General features: G+C 52.8%; 20 protein-coding genes and 1 pseudogene. 14 read left to right on the plus strand and 7 right to left on the minus strand.

Annotation, left to right across the window (positions count from 1 at the left end; genetic code table 11):
- The first annotated feature begins 1 nt into the window (after window position 1).
- The 11 genes from LZP69_RS14430 (at window position 2) to LZP69_RS14480 (ending at window position 11,545) form a co-directional block, all read left to right on the plus strand.
- Window positions 2–1,555, plus strand: a complete 1,554-nt coding sequence (locus tag LZP69_RS14430; protein ID WP_234201418.1) for an HAL/PAL/TAL family ammonia-lyase — start codon at window positions 2–4, stop codon at window positions 1,553–1,555.
- A gap of 8 nt (window positions 1,556–1,563) precedes the next feature.
- Window positions 1,564–1,998 (plus strand): acyl-CoA thioesterase, encoded by a 435-nt coding sequence (locus LZP69_RS14435; RefSeq protein WP_234201419.1) that lies wholly within the window; start codon window positions 1,564–1,566, stop codon window positions 1,996–1,998.
- 1 nt (window position 1,999) lies between these two features.
- A complete protein-coding gene (locus LZP69_RS14440) occupies window positions 2,000–2,917 on the plus strand; it encodes an outer membrane lipoprotein carrier protein LolA (protein WP_234201420.1) in 918 nt (305 codons plus the stop codon).
- Window positions 2,914–5,331: an MMPL family transporter gene (locus LZP69_RS14445; protein WP_234201421.1), complete on the plus strand. Its 2,418-nt coding sequence runs from the start codon at window positions 2,914–2,916 to the stop codon at window positions 5,329–5,331. The genes LZP69_RS14440 and LZP69_RS14445 overlap by 4 nt, the downstream gene beginning before the upstream one ends.
- Window positions 5,328–6,584: an NAD(P)/FAD-dependent oxidoreductase gene (locus LZP69_RS14450; RefSeq protein WP_234201422.1), complete on the plus strand. Its 1,257-nt coding sequence runs from the start codon at window positions 5,328–5,330 to the stop codon at window positions 6,582–6,584. The genes LZP69_RS14445 and LZP69_RS14450 overlap by 4 nt, the downstream gene beginning before the upstream one ends.
- Window positions 6,575–7,180, plus strand: coding sequence for a DUF3261 domain-containing protein (locus tag LZP69_RS14455; protein ID WP_234201423.1), 606 nt, complete (start codon window positions 6,575–6,577; stop codon window positions 7,178–7,180). The genes LZP69_RS14450 and LZP69_RS14455 overlap by 10 nt, the downstream gene beginning before the upstream one ends.
- A gap of 42 nt (window positions 7,181–7,222) precedes the next feature.
- A complete protein-coding gene (locus tag LZP69_RS14460; RefSeq protein ID WP_234201424.1) occupies window positions 7,223–8,470 on the plus strand; it encodes a beta-ketoacyl-[acyl-carrier-protein] synthase family protein in 1,248 nt (415 codons plus the stop codon).
- Window positions 8,467–8,973: a hotdog family protein gene (locus tag LZP69_RS14465; RefSeq protein ID WP_234201425.1), complete on the plus strand. Its 507-nt coding sequence runs from the start codon at window positions 8,467–8,469 to the stop codon at window positions 8,971–8,973. The genes LZP69_RS14460 and LZP69_RS14465 overlap by 4 nt, the downstream gene beginning before the upstream one ends.
- A complete protein-coding gene (locus tag LZP69_RS14470; RefSeq protein ID WP_234201426.1) occupies window positions 8,970–9,698 on the plus strand; it encodes a 3-ketoacyl-ACP reductase FabG2 in 729 nt (242 codons plus the stop codon). The genes LZP69_RS14465 and LZP69_RS14470 overlap by 4 nt, the downstream gene beginning before the upstream one ends.
- On the plus strand, window positions 9,698–10,939 hold the full coding sequence (locus LZP69_RS14475; protein ID WP_234201427.1) for a beta-ketoacyl-ACP synthase: 1,242 nt from the start codon (window positions 9,698–9,700) through the stop codon (window positions 10,937–10,939). Before LZP69_RS14470 ends, LZP69_RS14475 begins: the two co-directional genes overlap by 1 nt.
- 150 nt (window positions 10,940–11,089) lie before the next feature.
- Window positions 11,090–11,545 (plus strand): GNAT family N-acetyltransferase, encoded by a 456-nt coding sequence (locus LZP69_RS14480; RefSeq protein WP_234201428.1) that lies wholly within the window; start codon window positions 11,090–11,092, stop codon window positions 11,543–11,545.
- Window positions 11,546–11,711: 166 nt separating this feature from the next.
- Here LZP69_RS14480 and LZP69_RS14485 read toward each other — a convergent pair whose 3' ends face one another.
- Window positions 11,712–12,305, minus strand: coding sequence for an FMN-dependent NADH-azoreductase (locus tag LZP69_RS14485; RefSeq protein ID WP_234201429.1), 594 nt, complete (start codon window positions 12,303–12,305; stop codon window positions 11,712–11,714).
- A gap of 264 nt (window positions 12,306–12,569) precedes the next feature.
- Here LZP69_RS14485 and plsB point away from each other — a divergent pair, with 264 nt between their 5' ends.
- From plsB to LZP69_RS14500, 3 genes are all read left to right on the plus strand, one after another.
- Window positions 12,570–14,993, plus strand: coding sequence for a glycerol-3-phosphate 1-O-acyltransferase PlsB (plsB, locus tag LZP69_RS14490; protein ID WP_234201430.1), 2,424 nt, complete (start codon window positions 12,570–12,572; stop codon window positions 14,991–14,993).
- A complete protein-coding gene (mtr, locus tag LZP69_RS14495; RefSeq protein WP_234201431.1) occupies window positions 14,993–16,252 on the plus strand; it encodes a tryptophan permease in 1,260 nt (419 codons plus the stop codon). Before plsB ends, mtr begins: the two co-directional genes overlap by 1 nt.
- Window positions 16,253–16,402: 150 nt before the next feature.
- On the plus strand, window positions 16,403–17,194 hold the full coding sequence (locus LZP69_RS14500; RefSeq protein WP_234201432.1) for a VOC family protein: 792 nt from the start codon (window positions 16,403–16,405) through the stop codon (window positions 17,192–17,194).
- A gap of 86 nt (window positions 17,195–17,280) precedes the next feature.
- Here LZP69_RS14500 and LZP69_RS14505 read toward each other — a convergent pair whose 3' ends face one another.
- From LZP69_RS14505 to LZP69_RS14525, 6 genes and pseudogenes are all read right to left on the minus strand, one after another.
- On the minus strand, window positions 17,281–20,427 hold the full coding sequence (locus LZP69_RS14505; RefSeq protein ID WP_234201433.1) for an efflux RND transporter permease subunit: 3,147 nt from the start codon (window positions 20,425–20,427) through the stop codon (window positions 17,281–17,283).
- An 8-nt stretch (window positions 20,428–20,435) separates the two neighbouring features.
- Window positions 20,436–22,082: an efflux RND transporter periplasmic adaptor subunit gene (locus tag LZP69_RS14510; protein WP_234201434.1), complete on the minus strand. Its 1,647-nt coding sequence runs from the start codon at window positions 22,080–22,082 to the stop codon at window positions 20,436–20,438.
- A 23-nt stretch (window positions 22,083–22,105) separates the two neighbouring features.
- Window positions 22,106–22,330, minus strand: coding sequence for a heavy metal-binding domain-containing protein (locus tag LZP69_RS16745; protein ID WP_442800688.1), 225 nt, complete (start codon window positions 22,328–22,330; stop codon window positions 22,106–22,108).
- A pseudogene (locus tag LZP69_RS16750) lies at window positions 22,319–22,456 on the minus strand (heavy metal-binding domain-containing protein); the annotation flags it as partial. The pseudogene LZP69_RS16750 and the gene LZP69_RS16745, both read right to left, overlap by 12 nt.
- A 296-nt stretch (window positions 22,457–22,752) precedes the next feature.
- The gene (locus LZP69_RS14520; RefSeq protein WP_234201436.1) at window positions 22,753–23,160 is read right to left on the minus strand and encodes a hypothetical protein; all 408 of its coding nucleotides are present in this window, start codon (window positions 23,158–23,160) and stop codon (window positions 22,753–22,755) included.
- Between the two features lie 153 nt (window positions 23,161–23,313).
- The gene (locus LZP69_RS14525) at window positions 23,314–23,745 is read right to left on the minus strand and encodes a DUF2057 family protein (protein ID WP_234201437.1); all 432 of its coding nucleotides are present in this window, start codon (window positions 23,743–23,745) and stop codon (window positions 23,314–23,316) included.
- Window positions 23,746–24,118: the final 373 nt, after the last annotated feature.

A 24,118-nucleotide genomic window follows, 5' to 3' on the forward strand; every position in this document is an offset into this window, starting at 1 on the left:
GATGAATCAAGCAAGCTCAAAGGCGAGCGTTATTCAGTTTGGTCAGGGCGCACTCACCATAGAAGAAGTGGTCGCCGTTGCCAAAGGGGCTCAGGTACAGCTAAATAGGCAGCCAGAGTATCAGGAATATATCCAGAAAGGTGCCCGCTTTATCGACAGCCTGCTCGCTGAAGAGGGAGTCGTGTATGGCGTGACCACAGGTTATGGCGACTCCTGCACTGTGACAGTGGGATTAGATCTGGTGCATGAACTGCCACTGCACTTGTCACGTTTTCACGGCTGCGGCCTGGGACAGATCTTGTCTGTCGAGCAATCCCGCGCCGTGATGGCCTGCCGCCTGAACTCACTGGCCGTGGGTAAATCCGGCGTGAGCTACCAGCTGTTAGAGCGCATCGAAACACTATTAAACCTCAATATTGTCCCTGTGATCCCCGAAGAGGGCTCTGTGGGCGCCAGCGGCGATTTAACGCCCCTCTCCTACCTTGCCGCTGTCTTAGTGGGTGAACGCGAGGTGATCTATCAGGGCGAGCGCCAGGAGACAGCCAAGGTGTTTAACAAGCTGAATATCACGCCGTTGAAACTCAGACCCAAAGAGGGACTAGCGCTGATGAACGGCACCGCCGTAATGACAGCTATCGCCTGTATGGCTTTTGCTCGCGGTGAATATCTTGCGCGTCTGGCCAGCCGCATCACGGCCATGGCCTCCTTGACGCTTAAGGGTAACTCCAACCATTTCGACGATATCCTGTTTGACGCCAAGCCCCATCCTGGACAGAACCAAATCGCCGCCTGGATCCGCGACGACCTCAATCACCACCATCATCCGCGCAATTCAGATCGCCTGCAGGACAGATACTCCATCCGCTGCGCGCCCCATATTATCGGCGTGCTGCAAGATGCCCTGCCCTTTATGCGCCAGTTTATCGAGACTGAACTTAACAGCGCCAACGACAATCCCATAGTCGATGGCGAGGGGGAACATATACTCCACGGCGGTCACTTCTATGGTGGCCATATCGCCTTCGTGATGGATTCGATGAAAAACACCATAGCCAATATTGCCGATCTCATCGACCGTCAGATGGCACTAGTGATGGACCCTAAGTTTAACAATGGCCTGCCGGCCAACCTGTCGGCCTCCACCGGTGCCCGCAGTGCGATCAACCACGGTTTTAAGGCGGTGCAGATAGGTGTCTCGGCCTGGACCGCAGAGGCGCTCAAACAGACAATGCCCGCCAGCGTCTTCTCCCGCTCGACCGAGTGTCATAATCAAGATAAGGTCAGCATGGGCACCATAGCCGCCCGCGACTGTATGCGGGTACTGCAGCTAACTGAGCAGGTTGCCGCCGCCGCGCTGCTGGCCATGACCCAAGGGATCAAGCTTCGCATCGACCGAGATGAACTGAAAGCCGCCTCTCTGACCCCCTCTGTGGCCAAGACGTTGGAGCAGGTCAGCCAAGATTTTGAGCCGCTGATCGAGGACAGACCTCTTGAGGGCGTGCTGCGTCAGACGATCGAGAAGATCCAGCAGGGCTACTGGGAAGTGTGTCACTAGGAAAGCCGATGAAGTCACTATTAACCACAGAAGTGGAGATGACCATCCCCTTCTTCGATACCGACATGATGGGGATCACCTGGCATGGCAACTATCTGCGCTACTTCGAGGTGGCCCGCTGTCAACTGCTGGACGAGATAGACTATGGCTACCGCCAGATGCAGGACTCAGGCTACGCCTGGCCCATAGTGGATGTGCAGGTCAAATATGCCCAGTCCAGCACCTTCGAGCAGAAAATTAAGGTGATTGCCTCTCTGGTCGAGTGGGAAAATCGCATCAAGATTGCCTATGAGGTGCGCGACCTTGAAAGTAATCGCCGACTGACAAAAGGTTACACCATACAGGCGGCCGTCAGTATGGCGGATAAGGAGCTGTGTCTTATCACCCCGGATTGTTTTCGCGACAAGATCGCCCACCTAATAGATATTCATGGGGAAGCGTAAGATGGTTAGTCTGGAGCTGCGTCGGTTGATGCAACCAGGTTTGGGCGAGAAAATCGCCACTCTCGTCTGGTCATCGATATTCATGGAGAAGCATAAGATGCTCAGATGCCTGTCTATCGTGCTTTTCAGCCTGTTACTTGGAATAGGTCAGGCACAGGCTAACGCGGCAGATGACCTCTCTGCGACTGACGAGATTGCCGCCCTACTGGCCGCCCCTGCCGATGATGCCAAACTCAGTGAACTGAGCCAGTCGCTCGATATGGGTGAGCAAGCCCAGGGCAAGTTTACCCAGACCCGCCATCTGCAAGTGCTGAAAAAACCATTGCTGAGCCAGGGGGCATTTTTCTTTCACCAGCAACTGGGCCTGGCATGGATACAGACGGCGCCATTTTCCAGCAGCCTGATTTTAACCCAAGACACCTTGATTCAGATCGACAGCGAGGGGCAGAAGCAGATCACTCACGCCGATGAGAACCAGCAGGCTCAGGGATTAGCTCAGATGATCCCAACTCTGATGCAAGCGCTGCTGCAGGGAGAGATCGTCCCGCTGAAACAACAATTTAGCCTGCACCTATTGCAGGATAAGACCCGCTGGCAGCTGGGACTCGTCCCCTTAGATCCCCTGATCGCCAAGGCGATGAAAGCCATCGTATTGAATGTCGAGCCAGAAGCTAAACAAGAAGCTAACTCAGAAGCTAAGTCAGAAGCTAAGTCAGAAGCTAAGTCAGAAGCTAAGTCAGAAGCGCATCCTGCAACGCCAGGCTACAGGCTCGACTCACTCACCCTACTTAATCATAACGGCGATTTTAGTCAGATCCGCTTCAGCGAACTCAGTAACGCTCGGCTTTCCGAGACGCAGCTCAGTTATTTCGAGACGCCAGCCAGCACAGAAGCGACGGAGCAAACGCCTAAGCCATGATCGCCGCTCTCAGCCAAGGATTGGATCGCATCAGCAGCAGGGTCAAGTTTACCTTGTGGATACTGCTGCTGTTTTTCATGGCTACGCTCGGTGGTATTCAGCTCTATCAGGGCGCTAAAATCCAGAGCGACATCCTGGCCATGCTGCCCAAAATCGATGAGACGCCCCTGACTCAGAAGGCGCTTAACCGAGTCGAACAAGAACTAGCCGATCGCCTCTATATCGCATTGGTTACGCCAAGTAAAACCGAGTCGATCCGCGCCGCTAAAAGGCTGATGGCCGAACTTGCGCCTCATAAGAATACCTTTAGCCAGATTAGCAGCGCGGGCAGCGAGGATGCTCAGGCGCTAAATCAGTTCTACTTTGGCCACAGGTTTAAACTCCTGACTGAGACCCAGGCTAAGCTTCTGGCGGAGGGGAAACTTCAGGCACTCACCAACAAGGCGCTCGCGCAGATCTATAACCCCTTCGGTTACGCTAATAGCGGCCTGCTCAGTCAAGACCCCTTGCTGCTCTATCCCGATAATCTCGCCGCACTCGCGCCAGGTAAACAGCTGAGCAGCGAGCAGGGGATACTGCTCTCTAAGATGCCAGGTTCTGATCAAGCCGAGCCCCATGTTGCCGCGATTGTTATGCTAAAAGGGGTCGGCAGCGTCTTTAGCCCCAGCGTTCAGGCGTGGCAAAACCAGGTTCTAGACAGGGCGCTAGAGACAACCCGGACGGTACTCGAACAAGCAGATCCAAGTGCCGAGCTTAAGGTGCTTAAGGCGGGCGCGCTTTTTCATGCCAGCGCCGCGACGATTCAGGCCAAGCGGGAAGTCTCCACTTTAGGAGCCGCCTCTCTGATTGGCGTCATACTGCTGGTCTGGCTGGCATTTCGCTCCGTTCTGCCCTTAGGGATAGCCAGCTTGACCATAGCCACCAGCCTGCTGTTTGCCCTAAGTGCGACTTTCACTCTGTTTGGCGAGCTGCACCTGTTGACCCTAGTCTTTGGCACCAGCCTTATCGGCATCGCCATCGATTACAGCTTTCACTTCTATTGTGAGCGTCTCTGCCATAGTGATAGTGATAACCAAGAGAATGCCAGCCAAACCATAGTGCGTATCTTCCCCGCCGCATCACTGGCGCTACTCACCACAGTGCTGGCCTACATAGGCATAGGCTTAACGCCCTTTCCCGGCATGCAGCAGGTGGCCATCTTCTGCGCCGCGGGGCTCATAGGTGCCTATCTCACCCTGCTGCTGGCCTACCCCAAGCTTGCCAATGGCGCGTTAAAACCCAGACCTCAGCCTCTGGCCTTAGCTAAGAATTATCTGAGCCGCCTAGCCTCACTAAAAGGGGCGAGCCGCCACACCCTGCTGATAGCCGTTGGCATAGCCCTGCTTATCGGTATAACGGGGCTAAGCCAGCTCAGGGTCAACGATGATATTCGCGCACTGCAAAAAAGTCCTGAGGCTGTGATGCAGCAGGAGCAACAAGTCAGACAGCTACTGAGCGGCGGCACAGATAATCAGTTTCTGCTGGTAAGCGCCGATGACCCACAGCAGTTGCTGCAACGTTTAGAAGCCCTGAGCGAACCGCTGGAGAAACTACAGCAACAAGGGGCGATCCAAAACAGCATCAATCTGGCGAGTTATCTTCCAAGCCTCAGTAAGCAGCAGACAAACTACCGGCTACAGGGGGAGATCTACCATAATCTCCCGCACGTTCTGGCAAACCTTGGACTGGACTCAGCACTGGCATCGCCACTGGCGCAGGCATACCAGGCGAATGCTGCCAGCTATATCGAGCCTAGCGCTTTTTTCGCTTCCAAGGCGGGAGAGCAATTCGCGCCGCTCTGGCTCGCGCCCGATGCCCAAAGCGCCAACTATGGTTCCATAGTGCTACTGGGCGGCATTCAGGATCTGACCAATCTGCAAGAAACTATTGCCCCCTTTACCCAAGTACAGTTGGTGGACAAGGTGGCCGATATCTCCAGTGTGATGGCAAAATACCGCCAGCTAACCTTAGGTCTGCTGGCACTGGCACTGCTTCTCGCCGCTATCATCTTCTCGCTACGCTTTGGCCTTAAACTGGCGTTGCTGGTCACTGGCGTGCCCGCTGTGGCCGCGCTCTTCACACTGGCTCTGCTGGGATTATTCGATTCCCCCCTGACCCTGTTTCATGCCCTGGCGCTGATCCTGGTGTTCGGCATAGGGGTGGATTACAGCCTGTTCTTCGCCGAGAGTCACCAGGGGCAAGGGGTGATGATGGCGGTATTTATGTCAGCCTGCTCGACCCTGATGGCCTTTGGTTTACTGGCATTCAGCCAGACACCGGCCATCCACTATTTCGGTTTAACCCTGCTGCTTGGCATCGCATTGACCTTCCTGCTTTCGCCACTGATAAACACCTATACAAGGAATACTAAGTGACTCATTCAAACCTAGCTGGCTCCTGCCGTTATGATGTTGTGATTATCGGCGCAGGCCCCTCTGGCAGTATCGCCGCCAGTTTGCTGCACCAACAGGGCAAACGGGTACTGGTGCTGGAGAAACAGCATTTCCCGCGCTTCTCCATAGGCGAGAGCCTGCTGCCCTGCTGTATGCAGGTGATCCAAGAAGCCAATATGCTTGAGGCAGTCAATGCAGCCGGATTTCAGTTTAAAAATGGCGCCGCCTTCAATGCCAATGGCCGCGCCACCCTGTTTGACTTTACCGATAAATTTACCCCAGGCCCAGGCACCACGTTTCAGGTGCAGCGGGGCGAGTTCGATAAGCTACTGGCCGATACCGCAGCTGAGCAAGGGGTCGAGATCCGCTATGGCCAAACGGTCACAGCTGTGGATTTGAGCGGCGCCCCCAGACTAACAGTGGTCGATGACACTCAGACGGAGTTTGAGGTAGAGTGCGAATTTATCCTGGATGCCAGCGGCTTTGGCCGGGTATTGCCCCGCCTACTCGATCTGGAAAAACCCTCTAACCTCCCCAGTCGTAGCGCCATTTTTACCCATATTCGGGACAATATCGATCAGGTGGAGATGGAAGATTACCTGTTCGATCGTGATAAGATCCTCATCAGTGTCCATCCAGTCAACCGGGATATCTGGTACTGGCTCATCCCCTTCAGTGATGGTCGCTGCTCCCTGGGCGTGGTGGGTGAACCGCACCTGCTGGGTGATGAGGGGGAGCCCCTTGAAGAGACACTGATGCGGCTGGTGAACGAGGAGCCGAGGCTGAATCGCCTCCTGTCGAAATCGACAATTATCCGCGATTGCGGCCGACTCAATGGTTATTCGGCCAATGTCTCCACCTTAGGCTGCGATAAATTTGCCCTGCTGGGTAATGCCGGGGAGTTTCTCGATCCTGTATTCTCATCCGGGGTCACCATAGCCATGCAATCGGCCTCCATGGCTGTTAAGACCTTAGTGCGCCAGTTCGATGGTGAGACAGTCGACTGGCAGCAGGATTATGCTACCCCCCTGATGCGCGGCGTCGACACCTTCAGAACCTATGTCCAGGCCTGGTATGATGGCCATTTTCAGGATGTAATTTTTTATCAAAATCCCAATCCTAAGATTAAACAGATGATCTGCTCGATTCTGGCCGGTTACGCCTGGGATGAAAACAACCCCTTCGTTACCGAGTCTGAGCGGCGCCTGAATATGGTTGTCGAATTATGCCGATGAAATGGAGCTCCCTGTTACCGCTCGGCCTGACGCTCTGTTTGATGTTAGGCCTGATACTCACAATAGGCGGCTGCGCCCAGCGTCTGGACCGGGATACCTGCATGAATCTCACCAGCGATGTGAGCTACTGTCTGGCGCCACTGCAAAATGATCTCAGTCTGAGTCAGACCCAGAAGGTGAACCTTGAGGTCGATGGCAGCAAGCATCAGCTACTCAGCCAGCTTGAACTGACACCAGAGCAGCTGACTCTGGTGGGACTCGCCCCCTTAGGCCAAGCGCTGTTTACCCTGACTTTCGATGGAAAGCGGTTAGAGAGCCAGCAGAGTGCCCTGCTGGGTGAGGCTTTTAAGGGAGAATACTTGCTCGCGCTGCTGCAATTAATATACTGGCCTATAGAAGAGGCCAATCTTCAGCTGCGTGGCGCCGTGCTACGCACCATAGCCTGTGAGGCGACCCATTGCAGGGGCTTATATAGCGATAATACTCAGACTCAGGTGCTTGAGATCCGCTATAGTCAAACTTCCCCCTGGCAAGCCCAGGTGATATTGACGTTCGAGCAGGCAAAATTAACCCTTAAGATAACGCCACTGGCATAAAACCAATAACGATAAGCCAAAAAGAAACAGCCTATGAGCCCTATGAGCAAAATAAGCACAATAGCCATCACACAATTAGGTTTGTGTACCCCCCTTGGCCAAGACAAGCAGCAGGTGTTGACCCGTCTGCTAAATGGCGACACAAGCGGGATGCAATGGCGCGGCGATCTGATCCCCGACACTCAGGTGCTGGTCGGTATGGTCGATGGCCCTCTGCCCGAGATCCCCGCTCACCTGACCCGTTTTGTGTGCCGCAATAATCAGCTGATCCTCAGTGCGGCCATGCAGATTGAAGAACAAGTGCTTGAGGCCAAACAGACCTATGGCAGGGATCGCATCGGTGTTGTCCTTGGCACCAGCACCTCAGGCATAGCCAAAGGCGAGCAGGCGCTGGCCTATCGCGCCCAGCATGGCTCACTCCCTCAGGATTACCTCTATTCCAAACAGGAACCGGGCAACAGCAGCGAGTTTTTGCAGCACTATTTCGACCTCAATGGCCCCTGCTATACCGTCTCTACCGCCTGCTCCTCCAGCGCCAAAGTGTTCGCCAGCGCCAAACGCCTGCTCAATGCAGGGCTTTGCGATCTGGTGATAGTCGGCGGCGCCGACAGCCTGTGTAAGCTGACCCTCAACGGTTTTCATTCTTTGGAGTCTGTCTCTAAGGGCCATTGTCAGCCCTTCAGCAGTAACCGTGACGGCATCAATATTGGCGAAGGTGCGGCCCTGTTTACTCTGGTGCGAGGCGAAGGGGACATTCAACTCGCCGGTGTGGGCGAGTCCAGTGACGCCCATCATATCTCTGCGCCCCATCCGGAAGGTAAAGGTGCCATCGCCGCCATAGAGATGGCGCTCAGAGATGCCGACATAGCGCCGGAGCAGATCGATTACATCAACCTCCATGGTACGGCGACGGTAAAAAACGATGCCATGGAGAGCCGCGCCTTAGTGCAGGTCTTCGGCCAAAAGCTGCCCAAGGTCAGCTCCACTAAACCCATGACAGGCCACGCCCTAGGCGCCGCCGGTGCCATCGAAGCCGCCTTCTGTTATCTCCTGCTGTCTGAGCATAATCTCGCCCAGCGCCTGCCACCCCAGGTGAACGATGGACAGTGGGACGAGTCCAACCCTATGCTACCCTTTGTTGCCGACGCACCCGGCATTAACGTATCGGCCACGGATGAACCGCTCACCAACGAGAGTGGGCGCAGCTTAAAGTATGTGATGAGTAACTCCTTCGCCTTTGGCGGCAGTAACGCCAGCCTGATCTTTTATCGAAATGAGAGCCAAGCATGAGTCAGACAAGCCCCCATTACCCTTTAATGGATCTCGATGTGGCCGACTATATTCCCCATCGTAAACCCATGATACTGATAGATCTGTTGCTTGAGCATCAGGAAGATACCCTGCTGACCCAAACCTGTATCAGCGAAAACAGCGCCTATTTCGACACTAAACTCGCTGGCGTGCCTAACTATGTGGGCATAGAGTATATGGCGCAGAGTATTGCGGCGCTTGCCGGGATCGAGGCCAAGGCTGCCCTGCAACCTATCCGCATCGGTTTCCTGCTGGGCACACGTAAGCTCAAGTTCGATATCGATACCTTTATTCAGGGCGAAACCTACCAGACCAGGGTCAGCCGTCTGTATCAGGAAGATAATGGTCTGGCGGTGTTCGATTGCCAGATACTTCATCAAGGCAAAATCGTCGCCCAGGCCAACATCAATGTATTCCAACCTCAGGATACCCAGGCTTATATCTCTGAGAGCATTCAAGGACGTGAGGAAGCCCAACTATGAACAACAAACGCGTACTCGTTACCGGCTCCAGCCGCGGCATAGGCAAGGCCATCGCGCTGAAACTGGCTCAGAGCGGTTATGATATTGCCCTGCATTTTCACAGCAATGCCGCTGCGGCGCAGGCGACTCAGGCCGAGCTTAGCGATTTAGGCGTCAAGGTCACTTGTCTTCAGTTTGATGTGGCCGACCGCCAAGGGGTCAGAGCCGCAATCGAAACCGATATCGCCGAGCATGGCGCCTACTACGGGGTTATCTTAAACGCCGGTATCAACCGCGACACCGCCTTCCCCGCCATGACGGATGAGGAGTGGGACAGCGTGGTGCACACCAATCTGGATGGTTTCTATAACGTAGTACAGCCTTGTGTCATGCCTATGATCCAAGCTCGTCAAGGCGGCAGGATCATCACAATGGCGTCTGTGTCTGGCATAGCGGGTAACCGGGGGCAGGTGAACTACAGTGCCTCCAAGGCCGGTCTTATCGGCGCCACTAAGGCACTGAGTCTGGAGCTGGCCAAGCGCAAGATCACGGTTAACTGTATCGCCCCCGGCCTGATTGAAACCGATATGGTGGCGGATATTCCCAAGGAGATGGTGAATGACCTAGTGCCTATGCGCCGCATGGGCAAACCCAATGAAATCGCGGGGCTGGCCAACTTCCTCCTGTCCGAAGATGGCGCCTATATCACCCGGCAAGTTATCTCAGTAAATGGTGGAATGATCTAATGGCAAATTCAATCAGGCGCGTCGTGGTCACAGGCATAGGCGGTGTCACCGCGCTGGGTCATGACTGGCCCAGTATCGCCGCCAGCATCAAGGCACAGAAAAACTGCGTCACCACTATGCCTGAGTGGGACAAATATGAGGGACTCAATACCCGCCTGGCGGCCCCTGTTACCGACTTTGAAAAACCCCCTCACTATTCGCGTAAGCGAATTCGCTCCATGGGACGCGTTTCCCTGATGGCGGCCTGGGCCAGCGAAAAGGCGCTTATCGACGCGGCGCTCTTTGACTCACCTGTGGTCACCTCGGGCGCCATGGGGATCGCCTATGGCTCCTCCACCGGTAGTACTGATCCGCTTATCGCCTTTGGTGACATGCTCAAAAATGGGGATATGTCCGGGGTTACCGCCACCAGCTATATCCGCATGATGGGCCATACTACAGCGGTTAATGTGGGGGTATTCTTCGGCCTCAAGGGCCGGATCCACACCACCAGCAGCGCCTGCACTTCTGGCAGCCAAGGAATTGGATACGCCTATGAAGCGATCAAATATGGTCAGCAAGATCTCATGCTGGCGGGCGGCGGCGAGGAGCTCTGCCCCACAGAAGCCGTGGTCTTCGATACCCTGTTTGCCACCAGCACCAAAAACACCATACCATCACAGACCCCACGCCCATTCGATCGCGATCGTGATGGTCTGGTCATAGGCGAAGGTGCCTGTACCTTAGTACTAGAGGAGCTGGAACACGCCAAGGCCCGTGGCGCCAAAATTTATGCCGAACTGGTGGGCTATGGCACCAATTCAGATGGTCTACATGTCACTCAGCCCAACGCCGACACCATGGAAGTGGCTATTCGTCTTGCACTCAAGGATGCTAAGCTTGAGCCCACTGCCATAGGCTATGTTAACGCCCACGGCACAGCCACCGACAGAGGCGATATCGCCGAGACCCAGGCCACCGAGGCGGTATTTGGGCAAGATATGCCAATCTCATCGCTAAAAAGCTACACAGGGCATACCCTAGGTGCCTGCGGTGCCTTAGAGGCTTGGCTAACCATAGAGATGATGAATGAAGGCTGGTTCGCGCCGACCCTTAACCTTAACAATATCGATCCCGCCTGCGGCAAGCTCGATTACATCAAAGGTGAGATCCGCGAGCTACACACAGATTATGTGATGAGTAACAACTTCGCCTTTGGCGGCATCAATACCTCGCTCATTTTCAAACGCTGGCAGGAATAACCGCCAGACGATTAGGCCACAAGTTCTAGTTCAACCACTAATAACGGCTCGGCTTTCACTGAGCCGTTATTAGCCGGTAAAAAAGCCGGTACGCTGGCATATACCTTGCAAAATCCTTTATGCCTATCCCCTGCAAAAGATGGAGTTGCTATGCAGTTTGTTCTCGGTCTTATCACCCATGCCAATGTCGTGCAGTTACTGCAGCAACACTGTGATGACATGTACGCACACTCACCCGCCGATAGCGTTCACACCCTTGATTTACAATCACTTTCACAGCCAGAAATTCGCTTTTGGACCCTATGGGATGGCGATCATCTGGCGGCTTGTGGCGCCATTAAACGCCTGGATAAATATCACGGTGAACTCAAGTCTATGCGCACCACTCATGCCTATCGACAACGAGGTCTGGGCAGCCTGATGTTGCACCATTTGATTGCAGATGCCGCACAACTTGGGATCACCAGACTTAGCCTGGAAACAGGGTCGGTGACATTTTTTACTCCGGCCAGAGCCCTATACCGAAAATTTGGCTTCGAGCACTGTCAGCCTTTTAGCCACTACCGGGACGCCCCCTACAGCGTCTATATGAGCCGCGCCATTTAACAGCTCAATGGTTTCAATAAAAAAGCGTCTGGGGCAATGCCGCAGACGCCTTCTAGTGGAGAATGATGAAGGGATGATGAGAAAATGATGGCTGCAGTTAAGCAGCTCTTTTTTAAGCGACTCTTTACTTAAGCAACTCTTTTATGCTGCTTATGCCACTATTTGTTCAAGCGACCAGTGCATCTATGCTCTGTATCGCCTGATTGATCCCTTGCTCGTTGGCTTCTGGGCCCATGTTCAAGGCTTCACCGTAGATGGTATCTACCTGATCGATACCGATAAAGCCCAGTACCGTCTTCAGGTATGGCACCACATGGTCGGTTGTGCCATCTTTATGCACGCCGCCACGGGTGGTCACCAGAATCGCACGTTTACCTTTGATCAAACCCTCTGGGCCTGTTTCTGTGTAATTGAAGGTCACACCAGCGCGGGCGATAAGATCGATCCAGTTCTTCAATTGAGTCGGGATACTGAAGTTATACATAGGCGCCGCGATCACTAGAGTGTCGTGGGACTTTAACTCCTCCACTAACTCGTTAGAAAGCACCAAGGCTTGCTGCTGCTTAGGTGACAACTCATCACCACCACGCAGTGCCAGCGCAATCTCACCATCGAGTACTGGCAAGGGATTAGCCACTAGGTCACGCTCGGTAACCTGTGCGCCTTGCGCCTGCCAGGCCTGTTCTAAATGGGCGATCAATTTAGCCGATTGTGAATAATCACCTAAAATGCTCGATTTCAACACTAATACTTTAGCCATAATTCACTCCAAAAGATGTATCGACTTAATCAACAATGGGGCAATTATATATATCTAATAAATGCAGTTAAATCGCATTAAATGCGACAAACTATTCTAAAAAATAGAAACAAAATCGAGAGAAATGGCTGCAAATCGCCACGAATAGCCCCAGCAGCCCAGCCTGCCCGTTCGCTAAAGCCTGTGACACAAATTAGGGATTGCTACTTATTTTCTGGTATTCTATAGGACTATTAACAATGACTCTTATGCATACAAAAAATAATGTCCAAACCAGACTCTTTTTGGCTTAAATCCTTACGTTGGATTCAAAATAAGTTGGTCCACACTATTGTGGTGCCACAGCATCCCTTTGAGGATCTTAACTTAGACCCAAGCCGTCCCTTGATCTATGTGATGAAAACCAAATCCATCAGCGACATCGCGGCGCTGAGCGAGATCACCGACAGACTCAACTTACCCAGCCCCTATGAACCGCTCAAAGTCGGAAGCATAGACTGCCCGCGTATCGTCTGTCTGCAAGGCTCAAAACCCCTGTTTGGCCAGCGTAACGACAGCGAATATTATCTCAACGACTTTACTCATCTGCTTAAGTTGCACCAGCAACAGCAAGATCTGGATATGCAACTGGTGCCTGTCAGCCTTTACTGGGGGCGCACACCGGGCAAAGAAGATGACACAATGAAAGCGGCGGTATTGGAGCGAGAAAGCCCAAGCTGGCTGCGTAAATGTTTGATGATCTTATTCCTGGGTCGTCATAATTTCGTGCAGTTTTCCAATGCCATGTCGCTGCGCTACATGTCAGATAACCACGGCAGTGACAAACGCATCGCGCAGAAATTAGCGCGCGTGGCCAGAGTCCACTTCCGCCGTCAGCGTAAGGTGATGACGGGTCCCGTCTTGCCTAACAGGCAAAATCTTTTCCATGCCCTGCTCAAATCTGAGTCGATGCAAAAAGCGATTCAGGAGGAAGCACAAAGCAAGAAGATTTCAGAGGCCAAGGCCCGCGAAACCGCCATGGAATATCTCGATGAGATCGCCGCCGATTACTCAGATAGTCTGGTTCGCATCGCCGAACGTTTTCTCACTTGGCTTTGGAACAAGCTCTACAAAGGGATCAATATCAAAGGTGCTGAGCAGATACGTCAGCTGCACCACGACGGCCATGAAATCGTCTATGTGCCTTGTCATCGCAGTCACATGGATTACCTCTTGCTCTCCTATATTCTCTACTATCAAGGCATGGTGCCGCCCCATATTGCAGCAGGCATCAACCTCAACTTCTGGCCGGCGGGGCCCATGTTCCGTCGTGGCGGCGCCTTCTTTATTCGCCGCAGTTTCCGCGGCAATAAGCTCTACACGGCCGTGTTTCGTGAATACTTGGATCAGCTGTTTACCAAAGGTTATTCGGTGGAATACTTCACCGAAGGTGGTCGTTCCCGTACCGGGCGTCTTTTGGCTCCGAAAACCGGCATGATAGCCATGACACTTAACAGCGTGCTGCGCGGTGTCGAGCGCCCGGTCACCTTAGTCCCTGTGTATCTGGGCTATGACCATGTGATGGAAGTGGCCACCTACCATAAAGAGCTGAGCGGTAAGAAAAAACAGAAAGAGTCTGTCTGGCAAGTGTTTGGTGCCATACGCAAGCTGGGGAACTTCGGCCAGGGCTATGTTAACTTTGGTGAGCCTATTACCCTGCATAATTACCTGAGCGAACAAGTGCCCGACTGGCGCGAAGAGATAGCTCAAGATCCCGAGCAGAAACCCAGCTGGCTTACGCCTGTGGTCAACACCCTGGCCAATCGGGTGATGACACGTATCAACGATGCCGCAGCGGTCAGCTCGGTCACTCTGACCAGCTTAGTGCTGCTGGCCTCGGAGCAGAATGCGCTGGAACGCTCTCAGCTGGAGAAACAACTGGATTTCTATCTCTCGCTACTCAAAGAGCTGCCCTATACCCAATTTGCCTCTGTGGTCGAGGGCGATGGTGCCAAGCTGGTGAGTCAGGGTCTAGAACTGAAGAAACTCAGGCTCGATAGCGATCCCCTAGGCGATATTATCTCCATCGATGAGAGCATCGCGGTGGCGATGACCTATTATCGCAATAATATCATTCATTTAATGGTGATCCCTTCTCTGGTGGCCAGCTGCCTGACTCAGCTTGAGCATTGCAACCGCAAAGAGATCATCAGCACGGTGGAAGACTTTTATCCTCTGCTCAAAGCCGAACTCTTTATGAGCATTCAAGATCTGCCCGGCTATGTCTCTAACTTGCTCGATCTCTTTATTAAGCAGTCGCTTATCACTGAGTCGAACGGTCTGAGCGTCAAGCCAGACAGCCTCAATCAACTACTGTTGCTGGCCGGGACGATAAGCGAAACCATGCATCGTTATGCCATTATTTTCAATATTATGGCCAGCAGACCCAATATTGAGCGCGCCAGCCTAGAGAGCGACAGTCATCAGTTGGCACAACGTCTGGGCGCACTGCATGGCATTACCGCGCCTGAGTTCTACGATAAGAAACTCTATGGCACCTTAAGCGTTAAGCTCAAGGAATTAGGTTATCTGTCTGACAACGTCAAGCTTGATGAAATTGAGCGTATTCGCGATCGCGCCAATCAACTGCTGCGTTCCTCGGTGAAGCAAACCATAGTCGATAGCGTAAATACGGAATCTCATACCTAATGGCCAATCATATGAATGCCGCCAAACAGTCGATTTCCGATAAATCCCTGTTTGGTGGCGCGATGATCATCGCCGGTACTGCCGTGGGTGCGGGGATGTTTTCCCTGCCCGTGGTCGGTGCCGGTATGTGGTTCAGCTATTCGCTGCTGATGATGCTTGGGGTCTGGTTCTGTATGTTGGTCTCAGGCTTACTTCTGCTGGAAACCAACCTGCACTTCGAACCTGGTGCCAGCTTCGATACCTTAACTCGGGCGACACTGGGCAACTTCTGGCGCATAGTCAATGGCCTCTCCATCGCGTTCGTGCTCTATATTCTGGCCTACGCCTATATCAGTGGCGGCGGCTCGATAGTCAATCACAGTCTGCAGGGATTAGGGATCAGCCTGCCCCAAAGTGTCGCGGGACTGGTGTTCGCATTAGGCCTTGCCACCATAGTCTTTATCAGCACCAAGGCGGTCGATCGCATCACCAGTATCATGCTTGGCGGTATGATCATCACCTTCTTTCTGGCGATCGGCAACCTACTGATCGAAGTGGAGCCGGTCAAGCTCTTCAGCCCGGACGGTGAAGCCAGCTATCTGCCCTATCTGCTGGCGGCTATTCCTTTCGGGCTGGTGAGTTTTGGCTATCACGGCAATGTGCCCAGCCTAGTAAAATATTATGGTAAAGATGCCAGCACGATCGCTAAGGCCATCACCTTAGGCACACTGATCGCCTTTATCATCTATCTCTGTTGGTTGGTGGCCACCATGGGCAATATCGCCCGCAGCGAGTTTGTGGATATTATCGCCAAGGGCGGTAACATGGGGGTGCTGGTTGCGGCACTGTCGGATGTGATGGCCAGCGACTGGCTGACCACTATGTTGACCCTGTTTGCCAATCTGGCCGTGGCCTCCTCCTTTTTGGGCGTGACCTTAGGCTTATTCGACTATCTGGCCGATCTATTCGATTTTGATGAGTCTACCTCAGGACGATTGAAGACCGCCGCAGTGACCTTCTTCCCCCCGACTCTGCTGGGATTACTCTTCCCAAATGGCTTTTTAATTGCCATCGGCTTTGCTGCCTTGGCGGCTACCATCTGGGCGGCCATAGTACCGGCCTTGATGGCCTATAAGGCGAGACAACTCTTCCCGGACAGCCAGGGCTTTAAAGTGCCCGGCGGCACGCTGGTCATCGCGATAGTCATCATCTATGGCATCATCACAGCCGCCTGTCATCTGCTGACCATGGCAGATCTGCTACCTACCTACGGTGCTTGAGGCTGACACTGCCGCTATTAAGTCATCAAAGGTGCCCTGCGGCACCTTTTTTACACCGCTTTTCTCAGACAAAATCACGCCTAGATAGACAGAAACTACAAAAGCCGCTTAACTAATTAAATCGAATCGGATAACACCAAGGATCGAATCATGAAAGTTTCGCATTATCAGGAAGGTATGCCCTGCTGGATAGAACTGGCCAGTCGCGAAGCGGCCTCAGGAAAACATTTTTACAGCGCCCTGTTTGACTGGCAACTCAAAGAGATGCCCACTCCCGACGGCACCTATACCATGTTCGCCATAGGCGATGATGATGTCGCCGCCGTCTATCAACTGCCTCAATCCATGATAGATGCTCAGGTGCCGACCCATTGGGGCGTCTACTTTGCAGTTAACGATCTCGAGGCCACCCTGGCCTTAGTGAAACAACATGGCGGCAAAGTGATGCTCGGCCCCCACGATGTCGGCGAGGCAGGTCGCATGGCGCAGTGCCAGGATCCCGAAGGCAGTGTGTTCTCCCTTTGGCAGGCCAAGCAGCATATTGGTGCCATGCGCCAAAACGAGCCCAATACCTTCTGCTGGGTCGAACTGGCCTGTCGTAAACCAGACCTAGCCAAAGCCTTTTACGCCAAAGTATTGGGGTGGTTTACCCATATCTCTGTCATGGAAAATTTCGATTACTGTGAATGGCTAGTCGGGGACACCGCCATCGGCGGCATGATGGAGATGACGCCCGAGTGGGGCGATATGCCATCCCACTGGATGCCCTATGTGATGGTAGAACATTGCGACGCCATAGTCGCCAAGGCCACTGAGATAGGCGGTAAAGTGTGCGTGCCTCCAACGGATATTCCCAATGTGGGTCGCTTCGCTGTGCTCAACGATCCTCAGGAGGGCTTCTTCTCTGTGATCACCTTACTGCCACAGCCATCGTCAGATTAGGCCAAGGGCTTTCCCTTAAAGTAAAAATTACCCAATAAAAAACGCGTTAAGATAAGCCTTAACGCGTTTTAAACTGGGGCTCTGCCTTACTTCTCGGCCGAATGCTTATCTAACTTGCGACGATAAATCAGCAAATAGAGCGCAGGCAACACAAACAGCGACAGTAGAGGCGCTGTGATCATGCCGCCCACCATAGGTGCGGCGATTTTTTGCATCACATCGTTACCCGAACCTGCGCCCCACATGATGGGCAGCAGGCCGAAGAAGATGGTCGCCACTGTCATCGCCTTGGGGCGAATGCGCATGACGGCACCTTCGATCAGCGCGGCCTTGAGATCTTCTGTCGTATGGTATTCCCCCTGCTCACGCCTGTGCTTAATGGCGTTATTGAGATACACCAGCATCACCACCCCAAATTCGGCGGCAACACCGGCCAGCGCAATCATACCCACGGCCACGGCAACCGACATATTGTAGTCAAGCAGATACAAAAGCCAGGTACTGCCCACCAGGGCGAAAGGCAGACTCAGCATGATAATACTCGCCTGCAGGGTGGAACCAAAAGTCATCATTAAGAGGATGAAGATCACCCCCAGGGCCATAGGGATCACCTTCTTGAGCTTGGCGTCCACACGCTGCATATACTCATACTGACCGGCAAAGGTGTAGCTATAGCGGGGGGGCACGGTCAACTGTTCGTCCAGCGCCGCTTTAGCCTGCTCGATATACTCGCCGATCGAGATGGCATCGATATCCACAAACACCCAGGAGATCAAACGGCCGTTCTCACTCTTGAGCATAGGCGCGCCATCGGTGATCTCGATATCGGCCAGATTACGCAGCGGTAGATAATGCCCAGATTTAGTGATCACAGGCAACTCACGCAGCTTCTCGATATTGTCACGCAGCGCCCTGGGGTAACGCAGGTTAATGGGGTAACGCTCGGCGCCCTGCACCGACTCACCTATCTGCATCCCCCCAATGGCAAAGCGCACCACATCCTGAATATCGGTCAGCGACATACCATAGCGGGACGCCACATCCAGCTTAGGCGTGATATCTATATATCGACCGCCGCCCACACGCTCGGCATAGGCCGATTTGGTGTGAGCCAGCTGGCTGAGGATAGCCTCGATATCGGCGCCGACTTTTTGTAACTCATTGACATCCGCCCCGGTGATCTTAATGCCCACTGGCGTCTTGATCCCGGTTGAGAGCATATCGATACGCGTCTTAATGGGCTGCACCCAGGCATTGGTCAGGCCCGGTACTTTCACCGTCTGCTGCAGTTGCTTGATGATACCCTGCAAGGTCACCCCTTCACGCCACTCCTCACGGGGCTTGAGCATGATAGTGGTTTCCAGCATGGTCAGCGGCGCAGGATCCGTGGCGGTTTCGGCGCGGCCCACCTTACCAAACACCCGCTTCACTTCGGGCACTGTCTTGATCAACCTGTCGGTCTGCTGCAACACCTCGGCCGCCTTACTGGCACTGATCCCGGGTAAGGCTGTGGGCATATAGAGCAGATCCCCCTCCTCCAATTCAGGCATAAATTCGCTGCCTAAATGAGACACCGGATACCAGGCGCTGATCAAGGCTGCCAAAGCCAGTACCAGAGTGATACGCGGGAAACGCAGCACGACATTGAGTGCCGGCTTGTAGAGGGCGATTAACACGCGGCTGATAGGATTACTGGTCTCTTTAGGGATCTTACCGCGAATAAAGAAGCCCATCAGAATAGGCACTAAGGTGATCGACAACACGGCGGCGGCCGCCATGGCGAAAGTCTTAGTGTAAGCCAGGGGACTAAACAGACGTCCCTCCTGCGCCTCAAGAGAGAACACAGGCACAAAGCTCAGGGTGATGATCAGCAGTGAGAAGAAGAGCGCGGGGCCAACCTCAACCGAGGCCTGCGCCACTATCTTCCAGTGCTCTATATTGTCAGGCCCACGTTGATGCTGATCCTTAAAATGCTCAAGATGCTTGTGCATATTCTCAATCATCACTATGGCACCATCCACGACAGCACCGATGGCAATCGCAATCCCACCTAAGCTCATGATGTTGGCATTGACGCCCATCTTATTCATCACGATAAAGGCGATGAGAATCGATAGAGGCAAGGTGATCACCGCCACTAACGTTGAGCGGGCATGCAGCAAGAACAGCAGACAGACGATAGTCACCACCACCATCTCTTCGATCACCTTATGGAACAGGTTATCTACCGAGTTCTCGATCAGATGCGAGCGATCATAGGTGGGGACTATCTCAACGCCTTGGGGCAGACCCGCCTTTAACTGGGAGAGTTTTGCCTTAACCGCTTCAATGGTCGCCAAGGCATTTTCACCGTAACGCATCACGATAATGCCGCCGACCACTTCGCCTTCGCCATCCAGTTCGGCTATACCACGACGTGAAGCCGGCCCCTTACGTACAGTTGCCACATCCTTGAGTAACAGCGGCGTTCCCGCCGGGCTGGTGATCCCCAATGGAATCTCACGAAAATCGTCTAAGGTTTGTCGATAGCCTTTGGCGCGCACCATATATTCGGCTTCGGCCATCTCGATCACTGAGCCGCCCGCCTCGCTATTGGAGCGGGTAATAGCATTCCTAATGCTGGCCAGGTCCAGCTTATAGAGCGCGAGCTTATCGGGCTCGACCACCACCTGATAGGTCTGCTCCATGCCGCCCACGGTCGCCACTTCCGACACCCCGGCCACACTTTGCAGCTCGAGTTTCAGATACCAGTCCTGCAGACTCTTCAGCTGCGACAGATCCAGACTGCCAGAGCGATCCACCAGGGCATATTCAAAGATCCACCCAACCCCAGAAGCATCTGGCCCCAGAGAAGGCTGGATCCCTTGAGGTAGGCGGCTACTGACCTGACTTAAATATTCCAGTACCCGCGAGCGGGCCCAATAGATATCGGTACCATCTTCGAAGATGACATACACATAGGAGTCACCAAAGAAGGAGTAACCGCGCACGGTTTTGGCTCCGGGCACAGCCAGCATGGCGGTGGAGAGCGGATAGGTTACCTGCTCCTCCACCAGCTTGGGCGCCTGCCCGGCGTAAGGTGTCTTGATGATCACCTGCACATCGGACAGATCCGGCAGGGCATCGAGGGGGGTATTTCTCAGTTCCTGCACACCCCATACGGTGATCATCAGACTGACAATCAGCACCATAAATCGCTGTCGAATGGCGCCTTCAATTATATTCTTTAACATGCTGGCTCCTAGTGCTGATGGCCACTGCTAAGACGCATCAGACTGCCTTTCAGACTCGCCTCTGAATCCAATAGGAACTGACCTGAAATCACCACTCGCTCGCCTTCCTCGATACCGCTGAGGATCTCCGCCTTACCCTGGGACAGCATGCCCACAGTCACCTCGCGGGCGACAAAGCTGTTGTCATCCTGCTTGACTATCACCCGGTTCGCCTGACCGGTCTGGATCAAGGCCTCCTGCGGCACCACTAAGGCATCCTTATTAGGACCGCCTAAGATCTCCACCTTAGCTAAGGTATTAGGGCGCAGAGTGATATTGGGATTTTGCAGCACAATACGTACTCTTAGGCTGCGGGTCACAGGATCCAGCTCGGGATAGATGTAATCGACTTTGCCCTCAATCCCCTCCAATCCCATGGCGGGCACAGAAACCTTGGTCTGCTGACCTATCTCCATCCAGCTCTGTTCATTTTCAAACACATCGGCGATCACCCAGACCTTTGAGAGATCCACCATAGACATCACTTCTGTCGAGGGCTGAATATACATACCATCTCTAACCGAGAGCTGTTTCACTATGCCGTCAGATTGCGCATAGAAAGGCACCCGATACTGGGTCTTCCCCCCTTTTGCCAGTTGCTCTATTTGGCTGCGGTTCATGCCTAACAACTCGAGACGCAGACCCGCTCGGCGCACTAAATCTTGATAATCTTTGCTGCCAGAGCTGCGCATGCTGCTAATGGCCAGCAGGTAATCGTCCTGGGCATTGATCAGATCGGGGGAATAGATCTCATACAGGAGCTGTCCCTTAGTGATCTTGTCACCCACGGATTTCACTTTCAGCTTTTCGAGCCAGCCGTTAACCCTAGCGTGAACATGAGTGATCTGACTCTCGTCATAACCCACCTGGCCCACAGAACTAACGAATCTTTGCAAAGTCTCTTTCTCGACCTTAGCGACTTTCAGTGCCAGCGCCTGCTGCATGCTGCCTGAAACATCGATCTGTACCTCATGCTGACTGCCGCCCACTTCCACCTTCTCTAGATTCATGCCGCAGATAGGGCAAGTGCCGGGCACATCACTGATAATATGTGCATGCATAGGACAGACATATTTGATCGAAGGCTCTGAATTTAATGGCGCAGGCTTGGCCTGACTGAGGATATCCTCCTTGGCAGTCATACCGCGGTGATCCGCACTGCTATGCTCCATAGCTGAATGATCCATGGCTGAATGATCCATTGGTCCATTCTTATCCGCGCCACCCAGTTCCTCTTCCTCCTCCACTTCCACTAGAAACATGTTGCACTTAGGGCAGCGACTACCCGCTTCGTGGCTAGTCTCTTCAGGATGCATGGGGCAGGCATAGGTTTTCTGGGCGCTCATCTCATGCTGATGCGCGTCTGTCTCTTGCTGCTCCACTTCCACTAGAAACATGTTGCACTTAGGGCAGCGACTGCCAGCTTCGTGGCTGGTCTCTTCTGGGTGCATGGGGCAGGCATAGGTTTTCTGCTGAGCATGCTGATGCTGCTCGTGATTGACTTCGTTCGCCATGGCATTGAGTTGACCATGGGCGAGATGGGGCGCGCTAACCAGGAAAAAACTTAATAAATAAGCCAAGTTACCACGACCATTTTTCATATTAAAACGATTCATAATGCCTCACTTCCACTCATCAATTAGTGTTGATGATGCTGAGCCTTGTGCTCGGCACTCTTAGCACTTTTCACTGGTTCTAGGTTCATACCGCACTTAGGGCAAGTATCCCCTTTCTTACCTGTCACCTCAGGATGCATTGGACAGTGGTATTCACCTTTGGCCTGCATCTCATGTTTGTGGGGACAGTTGTCACAATTTTTGGCGCCATGATGCTCAGCTGAAGCTTTAACCATCTCTAAGTTCATACCACACTTAGGGCAAGTATCCCCTTTCTCACCAGTCACTTCTGGGTGCATGGGACAGTGATAGGTTTGCGCGCTGTGGTCACCATGAGCGTGCGCTTCTGCATACACCATAGGTGCCGTTGTCATAACTAGGAACGCTGTTAACACTAGGCTGATAAGGGTTTTCATTGATTAACTCCATCAAAATGATGCTATTGAGCATTGGCCTAGAATAAGCACAAACTAAACAATAGACACCGGATTCATCTAGGTTATATCGCACTGAGGATACCGCGGGTTTAGCTCGCCTTATTCTGCAGAATACTTGACCGCCAACATGGCAGAAAAGTTACCTGAACAGAGATCCTGTAACGAATAACCTAATAATTTAAAATAATAAATTAAATTTAAACGATTAATAAAAAACAGAAAATAGATCTGTATTAGGCAATCGGCGGGCGCAGGACTGAGCCCAAAATGATGGAGTGAAAATGAGGCATTTGAATGGTCTGAATTGACTCTGAACCGCGAAAGCCTGACCAAGACTTCACGGTAAATAGCGTGCCTGTCACCGAAATCATTAAGCAGTGACTACAATCTCCCTTGCAGTATCCATTGCCATCGCAGCAATGTTGATCCGCGGGAAGCATCTTCTGATCATCATCGCAGCAGTGAGATTGTGTCTCTACCATGACTTGATGACAGTCGGCGCTATCGGCCATCTGCATTACCGGCATTTCATTCGCTTGCGCATAAGACACCATGGCAAAACCATTAGTCAGCACTAACTGGCTCAGCATAGCGAGCAAGCTAAATATGACTAATGTACGGTGACGCAGCGTATTACGCATGATATTTCCTGATAATGAGATGGCTACAAGTCTATCATCAAAAAGTGAAATAACACTGATAAAGTTCACATTTCATCGAACAATTTCAGCTAGATCGAGTTGGGAAGCGACTCGTATTCCACTTTCATTCAGAATCTTACTCTCTTCAGTTATCTACTGAGCCTGCCAAAGCTGAGTCATCAGCTGTTGGTGATCGAGCAAAGCAACCTGCTTCACTTGCCCCTGCTGGGAGACCAGTTGCAACTTGGGCTGCTTGATAAAGGCTTGCGCCTCTTTGCTGGCTATCTTAGGCAGTTGCAGGCGATATTGCCCCTCTTGAGCCACATTGAGGGTTAAGAAGAGGGACGCAGATCTTATCCAGGCACCCGAATCATCGGCGTTGTCGGCAAACATATCCCGATACACCAGCTCAAGCAGTTGTTTACCCTGCTCAAGATTCACCACCTGTGCCTGAGCACTCATGCTTGTCGCGCCGGATTGCACCTCTAACTGAGATGGCACCACTAAAGTAGTCGCATTAGCTGTACCGGCAACAAGGCTAGCACCTAAGACAATAAGGGCAGCAAAAGTCGTAAATGATTTCATAATAATTCTCCAAATAGCTGATATGTGTCCTCTGCTCTGCCGTGTGAATACGGCTCAAAAAATGGAGCAGGCGGAATTACGCGTTAATAAAATAAGCGATGGATCTGCAAAGAAACCCAGTTCAGCTAATCGGAGGGGGAGATAAAGAGTTGGGCTCGGCGGTCTTAATCGACCAGGGGATAAAAGTTAAGGCTTCAGAAGATTGCAGTCTAACAGTCCCCAGGTGAGCAAGCACCATTGGGGCTAAAACTGTAGTGGCATAGTGAATTTGGCCACCTGAATAGACGAAGTGATAGACTCACTTCCGGAAAAAAGGTGGTAGAAATGAAGAACACAAGACCGACATTCAGTGCAGAGTTCAAATTAGAAGCTG

This window comes from Shewanella sp. AS1 (assembly GCF_021412565.1).
Lineage (GTDB): Bacteria > Pseudomonadota > Gammaproteobacteria > Enterobacterales > Shewanellaceae > Shewanella.

Bases quoted from the DNA above. Each gene is read 5' to 3' on its own strand.
- LZP69_RS14430 (WP_234201418.1), top strand. From the start codon at position 2: ATGAATCAAGCAAGCTCAAAGGCGAGCGTTATTCAGTTTGGTCAGGGC.
- LZP69_RS14485 (WP_234201429.1), bottom strand. From the start codon at position 12,305: ATGGCTAAAGTATTAGTGTTGAAATCGAGCATTTTAGGTGATTATTCA.
- LZP69_RS14480 (WP_234201428.1), top strand. From the start codon at position 11,090: ATGCAGTTTGTTCTCGGTCTTATCACCCATGCCAATGTCGTGCAGTTA.
- LZP69_RS14510 (WP_234201434.1), bottom strand. From the start codon at position 22,082: ATGAATCGTTTTAATATGAAAAATGGTCGTGGTAACTTGGCTTATTTA.
- LZP69_RS14525 (WP_234201437.1), bottom strand. From the start codon at position 23,745: ATGAAATCATTTACGACTTTTGCTGCCCTTATTGTCTTAGGTGCTAGC.
- LZP69_RS14520 (WP_234201436.1), bottom strand. From the start codon at position 23,160: ATGCGTAATACGCTGCGTCACCGTACATTAGTCATATTTAGCTTGCTC.
- LZP69_RS14470 (WP_234201426.1), top strand. From the start codon at position 8,970: ATGAACAACAAACGCGTACTCGTTACCGGCTCCAGCCGCGGCATAGGC.
- LZP69_RS14440 (WP_234201420.1), top strand. From the start codon at position 2,000: ATGGTTAGTCTGGAGCTGCGTCGGTTGATGCAACCAGGTTTGGGCGAG.
- LZP69_RS14460 (WP_234201424.1), top strand. From the start codon at position 7,223: ATGAGCAAAATAAGCACAATAGCCATCACACAATTAGGTTTGTGTACC.
- LZP69_RS14445 (WP_234201421.1), top strand. From the start codon at position 2,914: ATGATCGCCGCTCTCAGCCAAGGATTGGATCGCATCAGCAGCAGGGTC.
- LZP69_RS14465 (WP_234201425.1), top strand. From the start codon at position 8,467: ATGAGTCAGACAAGCCCCCATTACCCTTTAATGGATCTCGATGTGGCC.
- LZP69_RS14505 (WP_234201433.1), bottom strand. From the start codon at position 20,427: ATGTTAAAGAATATAATTGAAGGCGCCATTCGACAGCGATTTATGGTG.
- LZP69_RS14475 (WP_234201427.1), top strand. From the start codon at position 9,698: ATGGCAAATTCAATCAGGCGCGTCGTGGTCACAGGCATAGGCGGTGTC.
- plsB (WP_234201430.1), top strand. From the start codon at position 12,570: ATGTCCAAACCAGACTCTTTTTGGCTTAAATCCTTACGTTGGATTCAA.
- LZP69_RS14435 (WP_234201419.1), top strand. From the start codon at position 1,564: ATGAAGTCACTATTAACCACAGAAGTGGAGATGACCATCCCCTTCTTC.
- LZP69_RS14455 (WP_234201423.1), top strand. From the start codon at position 6,575: ATGCCGATGAAATGGAGCTCCCTGTTACCGCTCGGCCTGACGCTCTGT.
- mtr (WP_234201431.1), top strand. From the start codon at position 14,993: ATGGCCAATCATATGAATGCCGCCAAACAGTCGATTTCCGATAAATCC.
- LZP69_RS14500 (WP_234201432.1), top strand. From the start codon at position 16,403: ATGAAAGTTTCGCATTATCAGGAAGGTATGCCCTGCTGGATAGAACTG.
- LZP69_RS16745 (WP_442800688.1), bottom strand. From the start codon at position 22,330: ATGAACTTAGAGATGGTTAAAGCTTCAGCTGAGCATCATGGCGCCAAA.